Annotated in this window: 17 protein-coding genes and 2 pseudogenes; 16 read left to right on the plus strand and 3 right to left on the minus strand. The window is 65.5% G+C overall.

All coding sequences use genetic code 11. The annotated features are described in order from the left end of the window. The coding region (locus tag HUX88_RS25065; protein ID WP_176363559.1) for a cytochrome P450 at positions 1 to 729 on the plus strand (729 nt) is incomplete at its 5' end. On the opposite strand, the gene HUX88_RS25070 is transcribed toward HUX88_RS25065, so the two are convergent. Further along, complete coding sequence (locus HUX88_RS25070) at positions 726 to 1,514, minus strand: NAD(P)H-dependent oxidoreductase (protein ID WP_176363560.1); 789 nt, start codon at positions 1,512 to 1,514, stop codon at positions 726 to 728. The genes HUX88_RS25065 and HUX88_RS25070 overlap by 4 nt on opposite strands. Before the next feature lie 84 nt (positions 1,515 to 1,598). Between HUX88_RS25070 and HUX88_RS25075 the strand changes: the two genes are divergently transcribed. From HUX88_RS25075 to HUX88_RS25085, 3 genes are all read left to right on the plus strand, one after another. Next, on the plus strand, positions 1,599 to 2,498 hold the full coding sequence (locus HUX88_RS25075; protein ID WP_176363561.1) for a LysR family transcriptional regulator: 900 nt from the start codon (positions 1,599 to 1,601) through the stop codon (positions 2,496 to 2,498). A gap of 46 nt (positions 2,499 to 2,544) precedes the next feature. After that, entirely contained in the window at positions 2,545 to 3,060 is a 516-nt protein-coding gene (locus tag HUX88_RS25080; protein ID WP_176363562.1) for a hypothetical protein, read from the plus strand. An 84-nt stretch (positions 3,061 to 3,144) separates the two neighbouring features. Continuing rightward, a complete protein-coding gene (locus HUX88_RS25085; RefSeq protein ID WP_176363563.1) occupies positions 3,145 to 3,414 on the plus strand; it encodes a BrnA antitoxin family protein in 270 nt (89 codons plus the stop codon). A gap of 39 nt (positions 3,415 to 3,453) precedes the next feature. Here the strand turns inward: HUX88_RS25085 and eda are convergent, their stop codons facing one another. Together eda and edd are read right to left on the minus strand one after the other, a co-directional pair. Then, on the minus strand, positions 3,454 to 4,077 hold the full coding sequence (eda, locus tag HUX88_RS25090) for a bifunctional 4-hydroxy-2-oxoglutarate aldolase/2-dehydro-3-deoxy-phosphogluconate aldolase (protein ID WP_117011564.1): 624 nt from the start codon (positions 4,075 to 4,077) through the stop codon (positions 3,454 to 3,456). A gap of 3 nt (positions 4,078 to 4,080) precedes the next feature. Beyond that, positions 4,081 to 6,003 carry a phosphogluconate dehydratase gene (edd, locus tag HUX88_RS25095; RefSeq protein WP_117011565.1) on the minus strand — a complete coding sequence of 641 codons (1,923 nt, stop codon included), beginning with the start codon at positions 6,001 to 6,003 and terminating at the stop codon, positions 4,081 to 4,083. A 209-nt stretch (positions 6,004 to 6,212) separates the two neighbouring features. Between edd and pgi the strand changes: the two genes are divergently transcribed. From pgi to HUX88_RS25150, 12 genes and pseudogenes are all read left to right on the plus strand, one after another. Next, the gene (pgi, locus tag HUX88_RS25100) at positions 6,213 to 7,862 is read left to right on the plus strand and encodes a glucose-6-phosphate isomerase (RefSeq protein WP_117011567.1); all 1,650 of its coding nucleotides are present in this window, start codon (positions 6,213 to 6,215) and stop codon (positions 7,860 to 7,862) included. Positions 7,863 to 7,866: 4 nt separating this feature from the next. After that, positions 7,867 to 8,763 (plus strand): SMP-30/gluconolactonase/LRE family protein, encoded by an 897-nt coding sequence (locus HUX88_RS25105; protein WP_176363564.1) that lies wholly within the window; start codon positions 7,867 to 7,869, stop codon positions 8,761 to 8,763. A gap of 112 nt (positions 8,764 to 8,875) precedes the next feature. Continuing rightward, on the plus strand, positions 8,876 to 10,348 hold the full coding sequence (gene zwf, locus HUX88_RS25110; protein WP_117011569.1) for a glucose-6-phosphate dehydrogenase: 1,473 nt from the start codon (positions 8,876 to 8,878) through the stop codon (positions 10,346 to 10,348). A gap of 6 nt (positions 10,349 to 10,354) precedes the next feature. After that, complete coding sequence (locus tag HUX88_RS25115; RefSeq protein WP_117011571.1) at positions 10,355 to 11,209, plus strand: SIS domain-containing protein; 855 nt, start codon at positions 10,355 to 10,357, stop codon at positions 11,207 to 11,209. Between the two features lie 210 nt (positions 11,210 to 11,419). Next, positions 11,420 to 11,806, plus strand: coding sequence for a hypothetical protein (locus HUX88_RS25120; RefSeq protein WP_176363565.1), 387 nt, complete (start codon positions 11,420 to 11,422; stop codon positions 11,804 to 11,806). A 67-nt stretch (positions 11,807 to 11,873) separates the two neighbouring features. Beyond that, positions 11,874 to 12,713 (plus strand): annotated as a pseudogene (locus HUX88_RS33365) (M56 family metallopeptidase); the annotation flags it as partial. 162 nt (positions 12,714 to 12,875) lie between these two features. Continuing rightward, complete coding sequence (gene blaOXA, locus HUX88_RS33370) at positions 12,876 to 13,688, plus strand: class D beta-lactamase (protein WP_373886840.1); 813 nt, start codon at positions 12,876 to 12,878, stop codon at positions 13,686 to 13,688. A 23-nt stretch (positions 13,689 to 13,711) separates the two neighbouring features. Then, positions 13,712 to 14,527, plus strand: a complete 816-nt coding sequence (gene blaOXA / locus HUX88_RS25130) for a class D beta-lactamase (protein WP_176363567.1) — start codon at positions 13,712 to 13,714, stop codon at positions 14,525 to 14,527. Positions 14,528 to 14,661: 134 nt separating this feature from the next. Then, entirely contained in the window at positions 14,662 to 15,597 is a 936-nt protein-coding gene (gene tal / locus HUX88_RS25135) for a transaldolase (RefSeq protein WP_117011578.1), read from the plus strand. 178 nt (positions 15,598 to 15,775) lie between these two features. After that, on the plus strand, positions 15,776 to 16,978 hold the full coding sequence (locus HUX88_RS25140) for an efflux RND transporter periplasmic adaptor subunit (protein WP_117011580.1): 1,203 nt from the start codon (positions 15,776 to 15,778) through the stop codon (positions 16,976 to 16,978). 12 nt (positions 16,979 to 16,990) lie between these two features. Then, a complete protein-coding gene (locus tag HUX88_RS25145) occupies positions 16,991 to 20,143 on the plus strand; it encodes an efflux RND transporter permease subunit (protein ID WP_176363568.1) in 3,153 nt (1,050 codons plus the stop codon). Then, positions 20,136 to 21,569: pseudogene (locus HUX88_RS25150) on the plus strand (efflux transporter outer membrane subunit). Before HUX88_RS25145 ends, HUX88_RS25150 begins: the two are co-directional and overlap by 8 nt. Positions 21,570 to 21,626 lie beyond the last annotated feature (57 nt).

The raw sequence follows: 21,626 nt of genomic DNA on the forward strand, positions 1-21,626 counted from the left end.
TCCGCGCGCGCCCGCCTGGCGGCCGAGCCGCACCGGCGCGAGCGTCCCGCCAACCTGCTGGAGGCGATGATCTGCGCGGCCGACGAGGGCGACAGCGGCGTCGACGACATCACCGTGGCGGGCAACGTCACCACGCTGCTGCTGGCCGGCGAGGACACCACCAGCAACACGCTGGCGTGGATGCTGTACCTGCTGCAAAAGAATCCGGCCGCGCTGCGCAAGGCGCGCGAGGAAGTGCAGCGCATCGCACCCGACACGGCGGCCTTCACCATCGAGCAGATGGATGCGCTGGACTATCTGGACGCCTGCGCGCAGGAAGCCATGCGTTTGAAGCCCGTGGCGCCGTTCCTGCCGCTGGAAGCCTTGCGCGACAGCGTGATCGGCGACGTCCGCATCCCCAAGGGCGGCCTGGTATGGTGCGTGATGCGGCACGACAGCATCAGCGACAACTACGTGCCGCAGGCCGGCCAGTTCGATCCCGAGCGCTGGCTGCAAAAAGGCGACGGCGCGATGGACAAGCATGTGTCGATGCCGTTCGGTTCCGGCGTCCGCACCTGCCCCGGGCGCTATCTGGCGCTGCTGGAGATCAAGCTGGCCGGCGCCATGCTGCTCAACAGCTTCGACATCGCCTCGCTCGACACGGTGGACGGCAAGGAGCCCGACGAGCTGATGGCCTTCACGATGTCGCCGGTGGGCCTGCGCATGCGGCTGCGGAACCGCGTGGGCTAAGCATCCGCCACATCGAGATGGGCGGCAAAGCCCGACAGCCCGGGCGCCACATCGGCTTTCAACGTCATGGCGGGGATGTCGTAGTCGCCGCCATTCTGAGAGCGGAACGGGATCGGCGCGGTTTGCGCAAGCGTATCGAGACGCTCTCCCAATTCGTCGCGCACTGCGGAGAACCTGGCGTCGTCCATGCGCTCGGCGCGGTACACCACCAGCGGCGGCAGGACATCGAAGCCAGGGTAGTACAGGATGCCATGCTGAATGGGGAACAGCAGATCGTCGATAGCGCCGTTGACGCCGCGCGGGCCATAATGCGACGCCCATCCGCCAGCCGTCACCACCAGCATGGCGCGCTTGCCGGCCAGCGTGCCCTCGCCGTAGCGGTCGCCCCAGCGCACATCCGAATGCTCGCCGACGCCGTAGCCGAAGCCGAAGGCATAGACCCGCTCAACCCAGCCTTTCATAATGGCCGGCATCGAAAACCACCACATCGGGAACTGGAAGATGACGGTATCGGCCCAGCGCAGCTTGTCCTGCTCGCGGACGATATCGGCGCTTTGCAAATCGTTGGCGTAGGCGCGCCGGGAATCCCCCACCGGATCGAAACGGTCGCCAGCCGGGCCGCCGACGACATCGCCGGCATCGACCAGCGCCTTCCATTTCATCGCATACAGGTCGGACACCTGGACGGCGTGTCCCGCCGCTTCAAGACGCCGCACCGTGAAGTCCTTCAACGCGCCGTTCAACGACTTCGGTTCGGGATGGGCATACACAATCAGAACATTCATCACACTACTCCTCGACTGAAAAACACCAGCATAGGAGCGAATCAGGTATATTAAAAATGAATTTCCAATATTCCAGGTATAGCCATGAATAATCTCCGCCGTCTGGACCTCAACCTGCTGGTGACACTGGACGTGCTGCTCTCGGAGCACAACGTGACGCGGGCGGCGGAGCGTTTGAACTTTTCTCAGCCATCCATCAGCGTGCACTTGTCGAAACTGCGCGACATCTTCGGCGATCCGCTGCTGCTGCCCGGGCCGCGCGGCATGCGCCCCACCGCGCGCGCCGAACAACTGCGCGAGCCCTTGCGGCTGGCGCTGGAAGCGCTGGGCCGCGCGGTGTCGCCAGCCAGTCCGTTCGATCCGCGGGAGGCCAATCAAACGTGGCGTGTCGCCGCCAGCGACTACGGCGAATCGACCATCCTGCTGCCGGCGCTGGCGGGCTTGCGCGCGGCGGCGCAGGGAACGCGGCTGGCGGTGCTCGAACTGATCCCGCCGCGCATCGCCAGGCAGGCGGAATCGGGCGAGATCGACCTGGCTTTCCACACCAGCGAGGAAGCGCCGCCGGGCATGCGCCATCGGCTGCTGTTCCGGGAGCGTTACGTGCTGGCGGGACGCCACGGCCATCCGCGCCTGAAACGACGGCCGACGCTGGCGCAGTTCTGCGCAATGGAGCATGTCATCGTATCGCCCGACGGCGGAGGGTTCAGCGGCGTCACGGACCGTGCGCTGGCGGCGGCGGGCTTGCCGCCGCGGCGGGTGGCGCTGTCGGTGCCGCACTTTCTGTTTGTGATATCGGCGCTGGCGAGTACCGATATGGTCGCGATGCTGCCGGAACGGCTGGTGAAAGACCATCCCGCGCTGCGTTGCGTGGCGCCGCCGGTCGAGGTGCCCGGCTATGAGATGGCCATGTTGTGGCACGAGCGCTCGCATCGCGACCCGGCGCATCAATGGCTGCGCGAGTACATCGCCAGCACGGTGGCTTGAGTATATACTTCGGCGCTGAAGGCTTGGTCACCAATGAAGGATGTATATGAAGATGCTGTCTCGCGTTGACGCGAACGTCGCTGCCGAAATCCACCGGCAGTTTCCGCAATTGAAGCAAATCAGGGAGCTGGACTCGGACGGCGGCATGGAGCGCGTGGCGATCTCCGTGTTCGACCACTGGCTCGACGACGAGAGCGAATGGCATCTGCTGGACTGTTTCGAAGGCCCGGAGCGCGTGGCGCGCAACAAGAAGTTCGGGCAGCACTGGGCAGCGCTGTTCGACCTGACGCCGGTCTACACGCTGCGCCACCGCGGCCGCTGGCCCGCGAAGGCCAAGCTGGTGCTGAAGCGCTACACCGACCGCGAAGGCTACCTGCGCCAGTCGCGCTTCAACGACTACGGCGTGCCGTCGCAATTCATCATCCTGCCGGAACTGGGCTGCATCTACGCGGCGGGCTGGGACGACACCAACATCCTGTATTTCAAAAACAAGGAGCAGGCCGCGCCGGTGCTGGAACTCGCCACGAAGGCCGGCCTGTTCTGCCTGAATCCAAACCGCTGATAACTCCAGAGCTGCGCAACATCAAGGCGCGCGCCCCGCTTGATGGTATATGCATAGGATATGCATAACAATCGGAGCCATACCATGCGTAAAGTGTACGATTTCGGCAGGGGGAAGCGCGGCGCCGTCATTGCGGCGGCGGGCAAAACCCGCATTACCATCATGCTCGACGACGATGTCATCCAACATTTTCGAGAGTTGGCCGAGTCGCAAGGTACCGGCTATCAAACCATGATCAATGCCGCGCTACGGAACGCGATGAATCCGCCCGCCGAACCTGGCAAGCCAATTACGGCAGCCGCTCTCAGAAAAGTCATCCGCGAAGAACTCTCGATGCTGTGGAAGCCGGCCTGATTTGCCATAAAAAAAGACGCCAGCGGCGTCTTTTTTCTATCAGCGCAATCCGCTGGCCGCCTTGGCCAGGTCGGTGATCCGATCCCAGTCGCCGGCAGCGATGGCATCTTTCGGCGTCAGCCACGAGCCGCCCACGCAGGCGACGTTCTTCAGCGCCAGGAACTGCGACGCGGTCTCCTGCGAGATGCCGCCGGTCGGGCAGAACATCACGTCCGGCAGCGGACCGCCGATCGCGTTCAACATGCCGATACCGCCGGCCGGCACCGCCGGGAACAGCTTCAACTGACGGAAGCCATGCTCGCGCGCGGCCATCACTTCCGACGGCGTCATCACGCCCGGCAGCAGCGGCAGGCCGCTGCTCTTGGCGGCGGCGATCAGCGCCGACGTCAAGCCCGGCGACACGCCGAACACGGCGCCCGCATCGCGCGCCGCCGCGAATTCCTCCGGCTGCGTCAACGTGCCGACGCCGACGATCGCGCCTTCCACTTCCGACATGGCCTTGATCGCGGCCAGGCCATGCTTGGTGCGCAGCGTCACTTCCAGCACGCGGATGCCGCCGGCCACCAGCGCGCGCGCCAGCGGGACCGCATGTTCAGGTTCGTCAATCGCGATCACTGGGATCACGGCCGAGGTACGCATAATGTCGAGCAGAGTCATGGTCATGATTTACGCATCTTTCTTCATCGAGTAATCTTCATCGGAACCTGGCACGGTGTTGCCGACCGGGTCTTTGTCATGCAGGCCCACCGTGGTGGGAATCGGCGACGGCAGCGCGAAGGTGGTCGCGCCCTTCTCCGCTTCGCACACGCTGTTGCGGAACATGGCGAACAGTTCGCGGCCCATGCCCACGCCGTTCGGCGTCAGGTCGGCCGTGGCCAGCGAGCGCGAATGCCACACGCTCGATTCGACCAGCGCTTCCAGCGTGCCGGTACGGGCGCAGACGCGGATGATATCGCCATCACGTACCAGGCCCAGCGGACCGCCGGCCAGGATCTCAGGCGACACGTGGATCGCCGCCGGCACCTTGCCCGACGCGCCCGACATGCGGCCATCGGTGACCAGCGCCACGTGGCGGCCGGCATCCTGCAGGTTGGCCAGCGCCGGCGTCAACGCGTGCAGTTCCGGCATGCCGTTGGCGCGCGGGCCCTGGAAGCGCAGCACGGCGACGAAGTCGCGATCGAGCTGGCCGGCCTTGTAGGCGTCCATGAAGTCTTCCTGCGAATTGAAGGTCAGCGCCGGCGCTTCCACCGTCTGATGCTCAGGCTTGACGGCCGACACCTTCATCACGGCGCGGCCCAGGTTACCCTGCACCAGCACGGTGCCGCCGTCCGGCGAGAACGGCGCGGTGATCTTGCGCAGCACCGCCTCGTCGCCCGACTCGGTCGGCGAGTCCTTCCAGACCACGCCCTTGCCGCCCTCGCCCAGGAACGGCTCCGCGCAATGCGCGCGCAGGCCCTTGCCCAGGATGGTGGTGACGTCGTCGTGCAGCAGGCCGCCATCCAGCAGTTCGCGGATGACGAAGCCGGTGCCGCCTGCCGCGTGGAAGTGGTTCACGTCGGCGTTGCCGTTCGGGTAGATGCGGGTCAGCAGCGGCACCACTTTCGACAGCTCGTCGAAGTCGTTCCAGTCGATGACGATGCCGGCCGCCTTGGCGATGGCCACCAGGTGCAGCGTGTGGTTGGTCGAGCCGCCGGTGGTCAGCAGCGCGACGATGGCGTTGACGATGGACTTCTCATCGACCACATGGCCGACCGGCAGGTATTCCTTCGATTGCGCGGTGATGACGGCGGCGCGGCGCGCGGCGGCCTTGGTCAGCTCGTCGCGCAGCGGCGTGTTCGGGGTGATGAAGGCGGCGCCCGGCAGATGCAGGCCCATGACTTCCATCAGCATCTGGTTGCTGTTGGCGGTGCCGTAGAAGGTGCAGGTGCCGGCGCTGTGATAGGACTGCGATTCGCCTTCGAGCAGCTCGGCGCGGCCGACCTTGCCCTGCGCGTACAGCTGGCGGATCTTGGCTTTCTCGGAGTTCGACAGGCCGGTGGTCATCGGGCCGGCCGGCACGAACACCGCAGGCAGGTGGCCGAAGTGCAGCGCGCCGATCAGCAGGCCGGGTACAATCTTGTCGCACACGCCCAGGTAGACGGCGGAGTCGAACATATTGTGCGACAGCGCGACGGCGGTCGCCATGGCGATGGCGTCGCGCGAGAACAGCGACAGCTCCATGCCCGGCTGGCCTTGCGTGACGCCGTCGCACATGGCGGGCGTGCCGCCGGCGAACTGGGCGACCGCGCCGACATCGCGCACCGCGTCCTTGATCAGCGCCGGGAAGCCTTCGAACGGCTGGTGCGCCGACAGCATGTCGTTGTAGGCCGAGACGATCGCCACCGATGGCTTCTTGAGTTCCTTGAGCGACAGCTTGTCGTTGGCGGGGAAGGCGGCGAAGCCGTGCGCCAGGTTGGTACAAGCGAGCGCGCCGCGCTGGACGCCTTTGACGCGGGCCGCCTCAAGATGGGCCAAATACGCGCCGCGCGACGGCTTGCTGCGCTGGATGATGCGTGCGGTGACGGTTTCTAGGACTGGATGCAACGCCATGATCGTTCCTTATGAATGAATTCCGTGAAATTTTACTACAAAATTTCGAATTCGGCCTACTTTTATTATCCCGTCGTCGTCCAATGCGCAGGGCCGCCCGGTCCGCCCAGCCCGGAAACGATAGTTTTCACGGAACCGTAGTGAATTTACCGGATTTTCCTGTATCATTCATGCATCCCCTCCCTCAGACTTAACGACGCCCAACGATTATGCGCCAGCCAGCACTGACCACCACTTCCAGCTTCCAAGCCCTTGAATCCCACGCCGCCGACGCGAAGAACTGGCAATTGCGCCAGCTGTTCGCCGCCGACGCGCAGCGCTTCCCCAAACTGACGGTGGATGCGGCCGGCCTGTTCCTCGATTATTCGAAGAACCGCCTGGACGCCACCACCATCGGCCTGCTGCTGGACCTGGCCCGCGAACGCGGCGTGGAGCGCCAGCGCGACGCCATGCTGAACGGCGAGAAGATCAATCTTACCGAACATCGCGCGGTGCTGCACACGGCCCTGCGTATGCCGCGCGGCAAGGCGCTGACCGTCGACGGCCAGGACATCGCGCACGACGTGCACGCGGTGCTGGACCAGATCAAGGCCTTCACCGACCGCGTGCGCAGCGGCGCCTGGTTGGGCCACACCGGCAAGCCGATCACCGACGTCGTCAACATCGGCATCGGCGGCTCGGACCTGGGCCCGAAGATGGCCGTGCTGGCGCTGCGCTCGTACGCGCATCCACGCCTGAAGATGCACTTCGTCTCCAACGTCGACGGCCATGACATGGACGCCGCGCTGGCGCAGGTCAATCCCGAGACCACGCTGTTCATCATCGCCTCCAAGACCTTCGTCACCGCCGAGACCATGCTCAACGCCGGCACCGCCCGCAACTGGTTCCTGCAGACCGCCAAGGAGGAGGACCTGGCGCGCCACTTCGTCGCCGTCTCCACCAACATCGAAGCCGTGAAGGCCTTCGGCATCGATCCGGCCAACATGTTCCCGTTCTGGGACTGGGTCGGCGGCCGTTACTCGGTGTGGTCGGCGATCGGGCTGGCGGTGGCGCTGGCGGTGGGCTTCGGCTACTTCAGCGCCTTCCTCGGCGGCGCGCACGCGATGGATGAACACTTCCGCGAAGCGCCGCTGGAGCAGAACATGCCGGTGCTGCTGGCGATGGTCGGCTTCTGGAACCGCCAGTTCCTGGGTGCTGGCTCGCTGTCGATCGCGCCGTACCACCAGGACCTGAGCCGCTTCCCGGCCTACCTACAACAGCTGGACATGGAGAGCAACGGCAAGCGCGTCACGCGCGGCGGCGCCGAAGTCGACACGCCGACCTGCCCGGTGGTATGGGGTGAATGCGGCACCAACGCGCAACACGCCTACTTCCAGCTGCTCCATCAAGGCACCGACGTCACGCCGATCGACTTCATCGCCGCGCTGCGCGCCACGCACGACCTGGCGGGACATCACGATTCGCTGCTGGCCAACTGCTTCGCGCAATCGGAAGCCTTCATGACCGGCAAGACCGCCGCCGAAGTGCGCGCCGACCTCACCGCGCAAAAACTGAGCGAGGCCGAGATCGACGAACTGGTGCCGCACAAGACCTTCCCCGGCAACCGTCCGTCCAACACCATCCTGATGGACCAGCTGACGCCGTCCACGCTGGGCGCGCTGATCGCGCTGTACGAGCACAAGACCTTTGTGCAGGGCGTGATCTGGGACGTCAACAGCTTCGACCAGTGGGGTGTGGAGCTGGGCAAGGTCCTCGCCAAGAACATCCACGCCGAGCTGACCGGCGACATCAAGCCGGAACGCCACGACAGCTCCACCAATGGCCTGATCATCATGGCCAAGGCCGCACAACACATCTAAGACCATGAGCACACCAAACATCGAAGTCGCCTACGACGCCGTCATGCAAACCGGCGAGTGCCCGCTGTGGCACGCGCAGGAGCAGGCGCTGTACTGGGTCGACATCCCCGCCTTCACCGTGCACCGCCTCGATCCCGCCAGCGGCGCGCACCGTTCGTGGAAGCTCTCCAGCGAGCCGGCCACGCTGGCCGTCAGCGACCAGGGCGGCCTGGTGGTCGCCATGCGCAGCGGCTTCGCGCACCTGGACACCGGCAGCGATGAAGTGCGCCTGACCGAGATCGCCGCCGCGCCCTACGACACCGCCATCACCCGCTTCAACGACGGCCACGTCGACGGCGCCGGACGCTTCTGGGTCGGCACCATCTACGAGCCGCGCGACAAGCCGGCCGCCGAGATGTTCGTGCTGGAGCAAGGCACGATCCGCAAGGCCTGGTCGGGCGGCATGACCAACTCGAACGGCTTGGGTTTCAGCCCGGACTACAGCGCCATGTACCACGCCGACACCAGCGCCCACCGCGTCACCAAATTGGACTTCGACGTCGCCAGCGGCAAGGTGTCCAACCAGCGCCTGCTGCACCAGTTCTCGATGGACAAGGAGCACAACTACGGCGGCCGCCCCGACGGCGCGGCGGTCGACAGCGAAGGCAACTACTGGGTCGCGATGTTCGAAGGCGCGCGCATCGCCAAGCTGTCGCCCACCGGCGAGTTGATCGGCGAGATCGCGCTGCCGGTGCGCTGCCCGACCATGATGGCCTTCGGCGGCGCCGACCTGCGCACGCTGTACGTCACCAGCGCGGGCGCACGGCCGGCGCCGGAACTGGCGCAGTACCCGCTCAGCGGCAAGCTGCTGTCCCTCCGCGTCGACGTGGCCGGCCGCACGGAGCCGGCCTATATCGAATAAACTATATGTTGCATCCGCAGCATTTGTAGTAAATTTTCTTGCAATACACTAAATCGTGTAGTAAATTTACAGTTACATCCCTCTTTCAGCACTCTACATACTGCGAATAATTATGGCTCTTACCGATTTTGACCTGGTTCTGTTTGGCGGCAGCGGCGATCTGGCGATGCGCAAATTGCTGCCCGCGATGTACGCCCGCGATGTCGCCAATGACTTGCCCGCCACCGCCCGCATCATCTGCGTCGGCCGCGCGGACGCCAGCCAGCAAGACTTCCTGCACACCGTCGAGACCACGTCCAAACCGCATATCAAGTCGCCGGCCGTCACGCCGGCCGCCTGGGCCAAGTTCACCGCGCGCATCGTCTACGTGTCGCTCAACGCCACCGACTCCGACAGCTACAAGTCGCTGGTCGAGGCGCTGCGCAAGGACGACGCCATCACCAAGGTCTACTACCTGGCCACGCCGCCGGCGATCTTCTCGCAGATCTGCGAGAACCTGAAGGCCAACGGCCTGGTGACCAAGAACTCGCGCGTGGTGCTGGAAAAACCGCTGGGCCGCGACCTGGCCTCGGCCAAGCAGATCAACGCCGAAGTGGGCCAGGTGTTCGAGGAATCGCAGATCTACCGTATCGACCACTACCTGGGCAAGGAGACCGTGCAGAACCTGCTGGCCCTGCGCTTCGGTAACATCCTGTTCGAGCCGCTGTGGCGCCGCGAGTGGATCTCCGACGTGCAGATCACCATCGCCGAGAAGCTGGGCGTGGGCAACCGCATGGGCTACTACGACACCTCGGGCGCGCTACGCGACATGCTGCAGAACCACCTGCTGCAACTGCTGTGCATCGTGGCGATGGAGCCGCCGACCTCGATCGCGCCGGACGCCGTGCGCGACGCCAAGCTGCAGGTGCTGCGTTCGCTGAAAAAATTCACGCCGACCACGCTGGCGCAGAACATCGTGCGCGGCCAGTACCGCGCCGGCCACGTGGACGGCAAGGCCGTGCCGAGCTACCGCGACGAGCCGGATGCGCCGGAACATTCGCGCACCGAGACCTTCGTCGCGATGAAGGCGGAAATCGACACCTGGCGCTGGGCCGGCGTGCCGTTCTATCTGCGCACCGGCAAGCGCATGGCCGACGGCCTGGCCGAGATCGTGGTGCGCTTCAAGCAGATCCCGCATTCGATCTTCGCGCAGCCGACCAACAGCTTCCAGCCCAATTCGCTGGTGATCCGCCTGCAGCCGGACGAAGGCCTGCGCATGAACCTGATGGCCAAGACGCCGGGCGACGGTATGCGCCTGAAGCAGGCCGAGCTGGAACTGGACTTCCGCGAATCGTTCAAATCGCCGCGCATGGACGCCTACGAGCGCCTGCTGCTCGACGTGCTGCGCGGCCAGCTGACGCTGTTCATGCGCGGCGACGAATTGGAAGCGGCGTGGGAGTGGGTCGAGCCCATCCTGAACAACTGGGAGGCCGACGACAGCTTCCCGATTCCATACGCCTCCGGCACCTGGGGCCCGGCCGCCGCGTCGGCGCTGATCGGCCGCGACGGCCTGCAATGGCGCGAAGAAGCCTTACCGGAAGACTAACCAGCGATGCTTTTAGATTCCATCCGCACCCAGCTCGACTCGCTCTCCAAATCGGAGCGCAAGGTCGCGCTGGCCGTGCTTGATCATCCGGGCCAGACGGTCAGCCAGAACATCACGGCGCTCGCCAAGAGCGCGCAGGTGTCCGAGCCGACCGTGGTGCGTTTTTGCCGCACGCTGGGTTACGACGGCTGGCACGAGTTCAAGCTCAAGCTGGCGCAAGGCCTGGCGCTGGCCCTGCCCGGCCTGAACGAACAGCCGACCCAGGACGACCTCGCGGCCGACCTGGTCAACAAGATCTGCAGCCGCTCGATCAACACCCTGCTGGACCTGCGCAACAACCTCGATCCCGAGGCGATCCAGAAGGCGCTGGACATCCTGTCCAAGGCCAACAAGATCGAGTTCTACGGCCAGGGCACGTCCGGCATCGTGGCGGCGGACGCGCAGCACAAGTTCTTCCGCTCCGGTGTGCCGACGGTGGCGTATGCCGACCCGCATATCCACAGCATCGCCGCCGCATTGCTGCGCGCGGGCGACGCGGTGGTGGCCATCTCGCAGCGCGGCAACAGCCCATCGCTGGTGCGCTCGATCAAGCTGGCGCGCCGTGGCGGCGCCGACGTGATCGTGCTGGCGCCGTCCGGCACGCCGCTGGCGGACCTGGCGACGGTGCTGATCCCGATCGACCTGATCTTCAACATCGATCCCTACACGCCGATCTCGGCGCGGCTGGCCTACCTGGTGGTGATCGACGTGCTGGCGGTCGGCCTGGCGCTGCAACGCGGCCCCGAGTTCCGCAAGAAGATGCAGAACGCACAGAAAGCCTTGCAGGAATTCGATCTGCAGTTCGACTCCTTCATCGGCTAAGAAAAAAAGCGGACGTCCACGACGTCTGCTCTTGTGCAAAGCGCGGCCATCCAGGCCGCGCTTCACGTACTATGAACGACAGATTTGAGTCCGCAGCTGTGGTAAAAACTCTCAATCGTCGCGAACGCGAAACCTCGCTCCACAAGATATCCAAACTCCATACCCAGTTCAGCACTTTCGCAGCAGTCGCTGCGGAGAAAGGAGTCAATCATGGAAATCCCCGATGAATACCAGGATATTATTCAAGGGCTCTCAAAAGCAACAGATGACGAGCGCATCAGATGGACATTGGAACAATTTGGTTTGGAATTCGAAGTGGCCGGCTTCAAATTAGTTCTCAATTCAGGCGATGACTTCGAACGGAAGGTGGCATATGTAACGTTCGCGCTCACAGAAAAAACCGGCAAAATGCTGGACATCTGGCGGGTCGACGAAGGGTGTCCGGAATATGACTTTTTGTACGGCCTGTACCTGCGAGCCAGACGCAAGGCGCTCGGCATACCCCAACGGTTGGAGCGCATCAGGGATGAGCTCAGGAAATCGAACATCATCGGCGAGGCATCACCGGTAGCAGAGAAAGCGGATGCAACCTCCTGATTACCGTTCTTGACGTCTTGCGACAGATGTCACATAATGCGTGACATCTGTCGCGTAGAGGCGTCGTATGTTCATTTCCACCCTTCTGATTTTCCGTTTTCTGCTCGCCAGCCTGGGCTGCTTAGCCGCCGGCCTGGTGGTATGGGCAATGACCGCCGCCTGCCGCCGCTACCTGCCGCAGGTCGCCGTGCAACGCTCCATCTGGCTGCTGGGCCAGGTGACGGTAGTCGCGACCTTCCTCGCGTTCCTGCTGCCGCATAGCGAGCGACTGCGCCTGCTTCCGCCGATAGAACTGCCCGAAACCGTGCTGTCCGCCCCCGCCGCGCCGGACCATGCCGCCGTGCCGGCGCAGGCCGGCGCCATCGCCAGTGCCGGCAACACGCCCACAGACTACCGCACCTGGCTGAACCGGGGAGCGGAAGCCTGGCTGTCGCTCTACTTGCTGGGCCTGGCCTACACCACGGGCCGCGTGCTGCAGGCGCACCGCACACTGAACGGACTGGCCGCCACCGGCGAGCATCTGATCCTGACCGGCCGGCATCAAGGCCTGGACTCGGCCGCGCCGCCGCCATCGCTCACCGTCATCGAAGTCGATGCACCAATTTCGCCGATGCTGTTCGGCTGGTTCCGCCCGCGCCTGCTGCTGCCGCGCCATCTGCGCAGCTTCGAGCCCTTGCAGCAGCAGATGATCGTCGAACACGAACTCACGCACCTGCGCCGGCACGACCTGCAATGGATGAGCGCCGGCGTCGTGCTGCAAACGCTGCTGTGGTTCAATCCCTTCATGCGCCTGCTGCGCGACAACCTGGCATGGGCGCAAGAGCTCGGCTGCGACCGCGATGTGCTGCGCAACCGCCCGCCGTCACAACGCAAGGCGTACGCGGCCGCGCTGGTGGCGCAGCTGCGGTTGCAGCCGCATCCGGTCACGCATTCGGCCAAGACGGCGCTGGCCTTCGGCGTCGTCAGCGCCCGCACGGTAGCGGCACGCATCGGCCTGATCCGCGAACCGGCGGCCACGCCGCCCGGAGCATGGACAAATGCGAAAGCCGCCGTCGCCGGCCTGGCGGGCATCTTCGCGGCCAGTCTGGCGTTCCAGCCAGCCCTGGCCGACCGCGCTGCGCCAGCCGCGCACGCGGCAACGCCGGCCACCTTCAGCTGCACGGACATGGTCGATGCCGCCAGCGGCGCGCGGCTGGTCCACGACGGCCATTGCGACGAGCGCGTCACGCCGGCGTCCACCTTCAACATCGCCGTCAGCCTGATGGGATATGACAGCGGCATCCTGCGCGACGCCCACTCGCCCAGCCTGCCGTTCAAACCCGGCTACATCGACTGGAACCCCGACTGGCGCGAAACGACCGACCCGACCAGCTGGATACGCAACTCGACCGTGTGGTACGCCCAGCAGGTGACGGCCAACCTCGGCGCGCGCCGCTTCCAGCAGTACCTGAACAATTTCGGCTACGGCAATCTGGACACCACTGGAGATCCCGGCAAGGACAACGGACTATCGATGTCGTGGATCGAATCCAGCCTGAAGATCTCGCCGGCCGAGCAGACGGCCTTCCTGCGGAAAATCGTCAACCGCCAGTTGCCATTGTCGGCACACGCCTACGACATGACCGCCCGCATCACCACGCTCGGCACCTTGCCGAATGGCTGGCAAATCCACGGCAAGACCGGCACCGCCTCGCCGGTGCTGGCCGACGGCAGCGATGACGCACGACGCAGCTACGGCTGGTTCGTCGGCTGGGCCACCAAGGACGGGCGCACCGTGGTCTTTTCCCGCCTGGTGCTACAAGACAGACAGGACCGCGCCGCCGGCCCCGCAACCAGGGACGCTTTCCTGCACGATCTACCGGCGCAGCTGGACGCACTTTAAACCCACGCAAAAAAAGGAATCGCATGAACTTTCGCCACATCGTATTGGGGGCGCTGTACAGCCTCGTCCCGATTTCCGCCGCCCACGCCACCGAGGTATGCACGGCGCTGTCCGACAGCAACGGCCCGACGCTGTTCAGCCGGGGCGACTGCCAGCGCCAAGTGACGCCGGCATCGACCTTCAAGATCGCCATCAGCCTGATGGGCTACGACGCCGGCATCCTGAAAGACCAGCACACGCCGAAACTGCCGTTCCGCGAAGGCTATGTCGACTGGCGTCCCGACTGGCGCCAGGACACCGATCCCAGCAAGTGGATGAAGGACTCGGTGGTCTGGTACTCGCAGCAGGTGACGCAGTCGCTGGGCATGCCGCGCTTCGCCGGCTACACCAGCAAATTCCAGTACGGGAACGCCAACGTGACGGGCGACGCCGAACACGACGGCCTCACCTTGTCGTGGATCGGTTCGTCACTGAAGATCTCGCCGCTGGAGCAGCTGACCTTCCTGAACAAGATCATCAACCGCCAGCTGGGCGTCAGCGCCCGCGCCTACGACATGACCGCGCGCCTGACGCAAGTCGACCAGCCGCTGGACGGATGGCGCATCCACGGCAAGACCGGTTCCGCCTCCGGCTATGGCTGGTACGTGGGCTGGGCCACGAAGGGGACGCGCAGCTTCAGCTTCGCCCATCTGCTGAAAAGGGACGACACGCAACCACAGGACGTGCCGGCCGGCCTGCTGGCGCGCGAGGCGCTGCTCAGGGAACTGCCACAGTTGCTGGGTTCGCTGGAACAGGAAGCGCTGCTCAGGCCAGCGTTGCGCGAAGCCATCAAGCACTGACCTTGCCTAATCGGCAAACTAACCTTTATTGCGTCACAATATAGAGACTATTGGATTTCGCGTTCTTTAACAATTCTTCACGGTTGAGTACAATAAGACAAGCCCTACTCCCCCTCAACTGATAGTCAGCGCACATGAACCAGCTCGAACAGCTCAAGAAATTCACCACCGTAGTCGCCGACACCGGCGATTTCCAGTCCATCCAGGCCTACACCCCGCGCGACGCCACCACCAACCCTTCGCTGATCCTGAAGGCCGTGCAAAAGGACGAGTACAAGCCGCTGCTGGAAAAAGCCGTGCGGGACAACCTCGACAACTCCATCGCCGAGACCATCGACCACCTGCTGATCGCCTTCGGCAAGCAGATCCTGCGCATCATCCCGGGCCGCGTGTCGACCGAGATCGACGCCCGCTTGTCGTTCGACGTCGAAGGCTCGGTGGCCAAGGGCCGCGAGCTGATCAAGCTGTACGAACAGGCCGGCATCGAGCGCGAGCGCGTGCTGATCAAGATGGCCGCCACCTGGGAAGGCATCCGCGCCGCCGAGATCCTGGAAAAAGAAGGCATCCACTGCAACATGACGCTGCTGTTCTCGCTGGTCCAGGCCATCGCCTGCGCCGAAGCGGGCGCGCAGCTGATCTCGCCGTTCGTCGGCCGCATCTACGACTGGTATAAAAAATCCACCGGCATCGACTACGTCGGCGCCGAAGATCCGGGCGTGCAGTCGGTCAAGCGCATCTACAACTACTACCGCAAGTTCGGCTACCAGACCGAGGTGATGGGCGCGAGCTTCCGCAACACCGGCCAGATCCTGGAACTGGCCGGCTGCGACCTGCTCACCATCAGCCCCGACCTGCTGCAAAAGCTGGCCGACAGCGACGCGCCGGTCGAGCGCAAGCTCAGCGCGGACACCGTGCCCAGCGCCGGCATCATCAAGATGACGCAGGACGAGAAGACCTTCCGCTTCCAGCTCAACGAAGACCAGATGGCGTCCGAAAAACTGGGCGAAGGCATCCGCGCCTTCTGCGCCGACTCCGGCAAACTGAAGCAAATCATCTCCGGCATGCGCTGACCCCCGGCGCAGGGGCAGGCGAAAGGCGGTAACGCGGCGCGAGCCGTGTTACCGCCTTTTTACTTTTGTGGGCATACAAAACGTTACATAACTAGCTGTATTACAATGTTGCGACCTTAGCCACCGCCCAGGCTGGCTGACCAAGCGCTCTACATAAATCCTTTTACGAGATCCATCCATGAGATTAGTACCTCGTTACACAGCTGCCGTTGTCTCCTTGTCCCTGCTGGCCGCCTGCGGCGATAAAGCCGCCGCCCCCGGCGCCCCTCCCCCAGCCAATGTCGCCGTCATCACCGTCGCCCCCGCCGCCGTCACCCTGAGCACCGAACTGCCGGGCCGCACGGAAGCGTCGCGCATCGCGCAGGTGCGCGCGCGGACCGCCGGCATCGTGCTGCAGCGCGTGTTCAAGGAAGGCGGCGACGTCAAGGCCGGCGAGGTGCTGTTCCGTATCGATCCCGCCAGCTTCCAGGCCTCCTACGACAGCGCGCAGGCGGCCGTCGCCAAGGCCGAGGCCAACCTGGCCCAGGCCGATTTAAAGGTAAAACGATATAAACCGTTGTTGGCCGCGCAGGCCGTGAGCCAGCAGGAATACGACGATGCCGTCACCGCGCAGAAGCAGGCCGCCGCCGACCTGGCCACGTCCAAGGCCGCGCGCACCAACGCCGGCCTGACCCTGGGCTACGCCACCGTGACCTCGCCGATCTCCGGCCGCATCGGCCGCGCGCTGGTGACCGAGGGCGCGCTGGTGGGCCAGGGCGAAGCCACGCCGATGGCCACCGTGCAGACGCTGGATCCGATCTACGTCACCATCACCCAGTCGTCGACCGAGCTGCTGCAGCTGCAACGCGCGCTGGCCGCCGGCAAGATCAAGAGCTCCGGCAAGAACGAGGCGCGCGTCACCCTGATCACCGAGGACGGCCAGGCCTACCCGCAAACGGGCCGGCTGCTGTTCTCGGACGTGTCGGTGGACGAGAGCACCGGCGCCGTGTCCATGCGCGCCGAGTTCCCGAATCCGCAGCGCACCCTGCTGCCGGGCATGTACGTGCGCGCGCGGCTCGACCAGGGCGTCAACGAAGCCGCCATCACCGTGCCGCAGCAGGCCGTGGTGCGCAGCCCCGAAGGTTCGTCGGTGCTGATCGTCGGCGCCGACAACAAGGTGATCGCGCAGCCGGTCACCGCCACCGCCAACGAGGGACAGAACTGGGTGGTGAGCTCCGGCCTCAAAGGCGGCGAGCGCATCGTGGTCGAAGGCTTCCAGAAGGCCAAGCCCGGGGCGACGGTCAATCCGCAGCCGTGGAAAGGCCCGGCCGGCACGGCGCCCGCAGCAGCTGCGCCAGCCGCCGCCGCTCCCGCCGCATCCGATCGCGGCACCGCCAAATAACAGGGAGTCTTGATGGCCAAGTTTTTCATCGACCGCCCCGTATTCGCGTGGGTGATCGCACTCTTCATACTGCTGGGCGGGATGCTGGCGATCACGGTCTTGCCCGTGTCGCAGTACCCGACCATCGCTCCGCCATCGATCGTGGTGACGGCCAACTACCCCGGCGCCACCGCGCAGGTGCTGGACGACGCCGTCACCAGCGTGATCGAACAGGAGATGAACGGCGCCGACGGCTTGCAGTACGTCGAATCGTCCAGTGAGGCCAGCGGCGCCGTCACCATCACCGTCACCTTCGTCCCCGGCACCAATCCGGACCTGGCGGCGGTCGATGTGCAGAACCGCATCAAGCGCGTGGAATCGCGCCTGCCGGCCGCCGTCACGCAACAGGGCGTGCAGGTCAACAAGGCGCGCTCCAACATCCTGATGTTCGTCGGCCTGACCTCGACCGACGGCCGCCTCGACCCGACCGGCCTGGGTGATTACCTGGCCCGCAACGTGGTCAATGAAGTCAAGCGCATTCCCGGCGTGGGCCAGGCGCAGTTGTTCGGCACCGAGCGCGCGATGCGTATCTGGGTCGATCCGGCCAAGTTGATCGGCCTGAAGATGAACATGGCCGACGTCACCGCCGCCATCCGCGCGCAGAACGCGCAGGTCACCTCCGGCACGCTGGGCGACTTGCCCAGCCCCGCCAAGCAGACCTTCTCGGCGCCCATCGTGGTCACCGGCCAGCTGTCGTCCACCACCGAATTCGGCCAGATCGTGCTGCGCGCGAACCCCAACGGCTCGCTGGTGCGCCTGAAGGACGTGGCGCGCATCGAGATGGGCGGCGCCAGCTTCTCCATCAACGCGCGCCTGAACGGCGCGCCGTTCTCCGCCATCGCGGTGCAGCTGTCCCTGACCGGCAACGCGCTGCAAACGGCGACCGCCGTGCGCGAGAAAATGGACCAACTGGCCAAGTACTTCCCGCCCGGCGTGAAGTACACCATCCCTTACGACACCTCGCTGTTCGTCAAGATCTCGATCGAGGAAGTGGTCAAGACCCTGCTCGAAGCGGTGGTGCTGGTGTTCCTGGTGATGTACCTGTTCCTGCAGAACTTCCGCTACACGCTGATCCCGACCATCGTGGTGCCGGTGGCGCTGATGGGCACCTTCGCGGCGATGCAGATCTTCGGCTTCTCGATCAACGTGCTGACCATGTTCGGCATGGTGCTGGCCATCGGCATCCTGGTCGATGACGCCATCGTGGTGGTGGAAAACGTCGAGCGCATCATGAGCGAGGAAGGCCTGTCGCCGCGCGACGCCACCCGCAAGGCGATGACGCAGATCACCGGCGCCATCATCGGCATCACGCTGGTGCTGATCGCCGTGTTCATTCCGATGGCCTTCTTCGGCGGCGCGGTCGGCGCCATCTACCGCCAGTTCTCGCTGGCGATGGTGTCGGCCATGCTGTTCTCGGCGTTGATGGCGTTGACGCTGACGCCGGCGCTGTGCGCCACCATCCTGAAACCGGTGGAAGCGGGACACCACCACGAGAAGAAAGGCTTCTTCGGCTGGTTCAACCGCCGCTTCGCGGTGACCGCCACCGGCTACCAGGGCGTGATCGCCAAGATGATCAAGCGCACCGGCCGTTACCTGGTGATCTTCGCGCTGATCTGCGGCGTGGTGGGCTGGCTGTATGCGCGCCTGCCGTCGTCGTTCCTGCCGAACGAGGACCAGGGCTACCTGATCGCCAACGTGCAGCTGCCTGCGGGCGCTTCGACCAGCCGCACGCAGGCCGTGTTGTCGCAGGCCGACGCCTACTTCCGCAAGCAGCCGGGCGTGGCGCGCACCATCGCGGTGGCGGGATTCAGCTTCTCCGGCAATGGCCAGAACGCCGGCCTGGTGTTCATCCCGCTGAAGGACTGGAAGGAGCGCGGGCCGGACCAATCGGCGCAGGCGATCGCGCAGCGCGCGTTCGGCGCGTTGTCGAGCATCCCGGATGCGATCATCTTCCCGCTGTCGCCGCCGCCGATCCGTGAACTGGGTAACGCCACCGGCATCACCGCGCGCCTGCAGGACCGCAGCGCGCTCGGTCACGACGCGCTGATCGCGGCGCGCAACCAGCTGCTCGGCATGGCCGGCAAGAGCGCCATCCTCAAGGGCCTGCGTCCTGAAGGGCTGGAGGATGCGCCACAACTGCAAGTGGATATCGACCGCGAGAAGGCCAACGCGCTGGGCGTAAGCTTCGCCGACATCAACTCGATGATGTCGACCGCGCTCGGCTCGTCCTACGTCAACGACTTCGCCAGCAGCGGGCGCCAGCAGCGCGTGATCGTGCAGGCCGACGCGCCGCGCCGCCTGCAACCGGAAGACATCATGCAGCTCAACGTGCGCAGCGCGGCCGGCACGATGGTGCCGTTCTCCTCGTTCGCCACCTCGCACTGGATCCAGGGTCCGGTGCAGCTGGTGCGCTACAACGGCTACCCCGCCATCAAGCTGACCGGCGACGCCGCGCCTGGCCGCTCGACCGGCGAGGCGATGGACGAACTGGAACGCCTGGCGGCGCAACTGCCGCCCGGCTTCAGCATCGAATGGACCGGCCAGTCGCTGGAAGAGAAGACCTCCGGCTCGCAGGCGCCGATGCTGTTCGCGCTGTCGCTGCTGGCCGCCTTCCTGGTGCTGGCGGCGCTGTATGAAAGCGAATCGATCCCGGTGGCGGTGCTGCTGGTGGTGCCGCTCGGGATTCTGGGCGCGCTGCTGGGCGCCACCATCCGCGGGCTGCCGAACGATGTGTACTTCAAGGTCGGCCTGATCGCGATTATCGGCCTGTCGGCCAAGAACGCGATCCTGATCATCGAATTCGCCAAGGACCTGCAGGCGCAGGGCAAGGGCCTGATCGAGGCGACGCTGGAGGCGGTGCACCTGCGCTTCCGGCCGATCATCATGACGTCGCTGGCCTTCATCCTCGGCGTGCTGCCGCTGGTGATCGCCACCGGCGCGGGATCGGCCAGCCAGCGCGCCATCGGCACCGGCGTGATGGGCGGGATGATCACGGCCACGGTGCTGGCGGTGTTCCTGGTGCCGGTGTTCTTCGTCGTGATCCGCAAGATCTTCAAGGGCAGCGAACGTCAGCGCAAGCTGGCCGCACATGAACTGAACGATAAGAAGCATGAAACCTATGACTAAGCTCTCCCTGCCCCTGACCGCGCTGGCGGCCTTGCTGTCGGCCTGCTCGATGGCGCCGACCTACCAGCGCCCCGCCGCGCCGGTGGCCGCCGCCTTCCCGGCCGACAGCGCCGGCGCCGCCGCGCCACCCGGCGTACCGCTGCCGCCGGCGGCGGCACGCGCGAAGCCACGCCGATACCGGCTGGCGCAACTGCTTCGCCGATCCGCGTTTGCAGCAGCTGATCGCCGCCGCGCTGGAGAACAACCGCGACCTGCGCACCGCCGCGCTGCGCATCGAGGAAGCGCGCGCGCAGTACGACATCCAGTCGGCCGACCGCCTGCCCAACGTGAACGCCAGCGCCCGCCACCAAGGCCAAGACGCCGGCCTTCCTGTCGCCCAGCGGGCAGACCAGCATCGGCAAGCGGTATGACGCCGGGCTGGCGCTGTCCTCCTTCGAGCTGGATTTCTTCGGCCGTGTGAAAAGCCTGAACGACGCCGCGCTGGCGGCCTACCTGGCCACCGACGAGGCGCGCCAGGCGGCGCAAATCAGCCTGGTGGCGCAGGTGGCGCAGGCCTACTACACCGAGCGCGCCTACGCCGAGCAGTACGCGCTGGCGCAGCAGACCTACGACGCGCGCGCGCGCACCTACAAGTTGACGCAGCAGCGCGCCGAAGTGGGCGCCTCGTCGCGGCTGGACCTGCGCTCCAACGAGACGCTGATGGAAACCGCGCGCGCCGCCGCGCTCACGCTGGCGCGCCAGCGCGCGCAGGCGGACAACGCGTTGACGCTACTGGTCGGCCAGCCGGCCAGCGCCAACCCCGCCGGCGCCAGCGCGGCGACCAACGATCTCGACGCCCTGAGCGCGCTGCCGACCGGCCTGCCGTCGGACCTGCTGACGCGCCGTCCCGACATCCGCGCCGCCGAGCAGCGTTTGAAATCGGCCAACGCCAACATCGGCGCCGCGCGCGCGGCCTTCTTCCCGCGCATCAGCCTGACGGCCGCCTTGGGCAGCAGCAGCCCGTCGCTGCACGGGCTGTTCGACGGCCAGCTCGGGCGGCTGGTCGTTCGCGCCACAGCTGACGTTGCCGATCTTCGACGCCGGCCGCAACCGCGCCAACCTGGGCCTGGCCGAAGTGCGCAAGAACCTGGCCGTGGCCGACTACGAGAAGACCATCCAGACCGCCTTCCGCGAAGTGGCCGACGCCCTGGCCGCGCGCGACTATCTTGGAGAACAGGTCACCGCGCAGCGCGCCGTACAAGACGCCCAAGCCGACCGCCTGAAGCTGTTGCAACTGCGCTTCGACAACGGCATCGCCAGCGCGCTGGACGTGCTGGACGCGCAGCGCGAGCTGTTCAGCGCACAGCAGACGCTGGTGCAAGCGCGCCTGCAGCGCACCACCAGCGCCATCGACCTGTACCGCGCCCTGGGCGGTGGCCTCAAATAACGGTGGGGTCAAGTCCTGACATTCCGGACACGGCTCTTCATGGCGGCCTCTCACTTT

The organism is Duganella sp. BJB1802 (genome assembly GCF_013369445.1).
GTDB lineage: Bacteria > Pseudomonadota > Gammaproteobacteria > Burkholderiales > Burkholderiaceae_D > Rugamonas > Rugamonas vulcania_A.

Excerpts from the sequence above, each read along its gene's own strand:
- HUX88_RS25070 (WP_176363560.1), bottom strand. The coding sequence starts at position 1,514 with ATGAATGTTCTGATTGTGTATGCCCATCCCGAACCGAAGTCGTTGAAC.
- HUX88_RS25075 (WP_176363561.1), top strand. The coding sequence starts at position 1,599 with ATGAATAATCTCCGCCGTCTGGACCTCAACCTGCTGGTGACACTGGAC.
- HUX88_RS25080 (WP_176363562.1), top strand. The coding sequence starts at position 2,545 with ATGAAGATGCTGTCTCGCGTTGACGCGAACGTCGCTGCCGAAATCCAC.
- HUX88_RS25085 (WP_176363563.1), top strand. The coding sequence starts at position 3,145 with ATGCGTAAAGTGTACGATTTCGGCAGGGGGAAGCGCGGCGCCGTCATT.
- eda (WP_117011564.1), bottom strand. The coding sequence starts at position 4,077 with ATGACCATGACTCTGCTCGACATTATGCGTACCTCGGCCGTGATCCCA.
- edd (WP_117011565.1), bottom strand. The coding sequence starts at position 6,003 with ATGGCGTTGCATCCAGTCCTAGAAACCGTCACCGCACGCATCATCCAG.
- pgi (WP_117011567.1), top strand. The coding sequence starts at position 6,213 with ATGCGCCAGCCAGCACTGACCACCACTTCCAGCTTCCAAGCCCTTGAA.
- HUX88_RS25105 (WP_176363564.1), top strand. The coding sequence starts at position 7,867 with ATGAGCACACCAAACATCGAAGTCGCCTACGACGCCGTCATGCAAACC.
- zwf (WP_117011569.1), top strand. The coding sequence starts at position 8,876 with ATGGCTCTTACCGATTTTGACCTGGTTCTGTTTGGCGGCAGCGGCGAT.
- HUX88_RS25115 (WP_117011571.1), top strand. The coding sequence starts at position 10,355 with ATGCTTTTAGATTCCATCCGCACCCAGCTCGACTCGCTCTCCAAATCG.
- HUX88_RS25120 (WP_176363565.1), top strand. The coding sequence starts at position 11,420 with ATGGAAATCCCCGATGAATACCAGGATATTATTCAAGGGCTCTCAAAA.
- blaOXA (WP_176363567.1), top strand. The coding sequence starts at position 13,712 with ATGAACTTTCGCCACATCGTATTGGGGGCGCTGTACAGCCTCGTCCCG.
- tal (WP_117011578.1), top strand. The coding sequence starts at position 14,662 with ATGAACCAGCTCGAACAGCTCAAGAAATTCACCACCGTAGTCGCCGAC.
- HUX88_RS25140 (WP_117011580.1), top strand. The coding sequence starts at position 15,776 with ATGAGATTAGTACCTCGTTACACAGCTGCCGTTGTCTCCTTGTCCCTG.
- HUX88_RS25145 (WP_176363568.1), top strand. The coding sequence starts at position 16,991 with ATGGCCAAGTTTTTCATCGACCGCCCCGTATTCGCGTGGGTGATCGCA.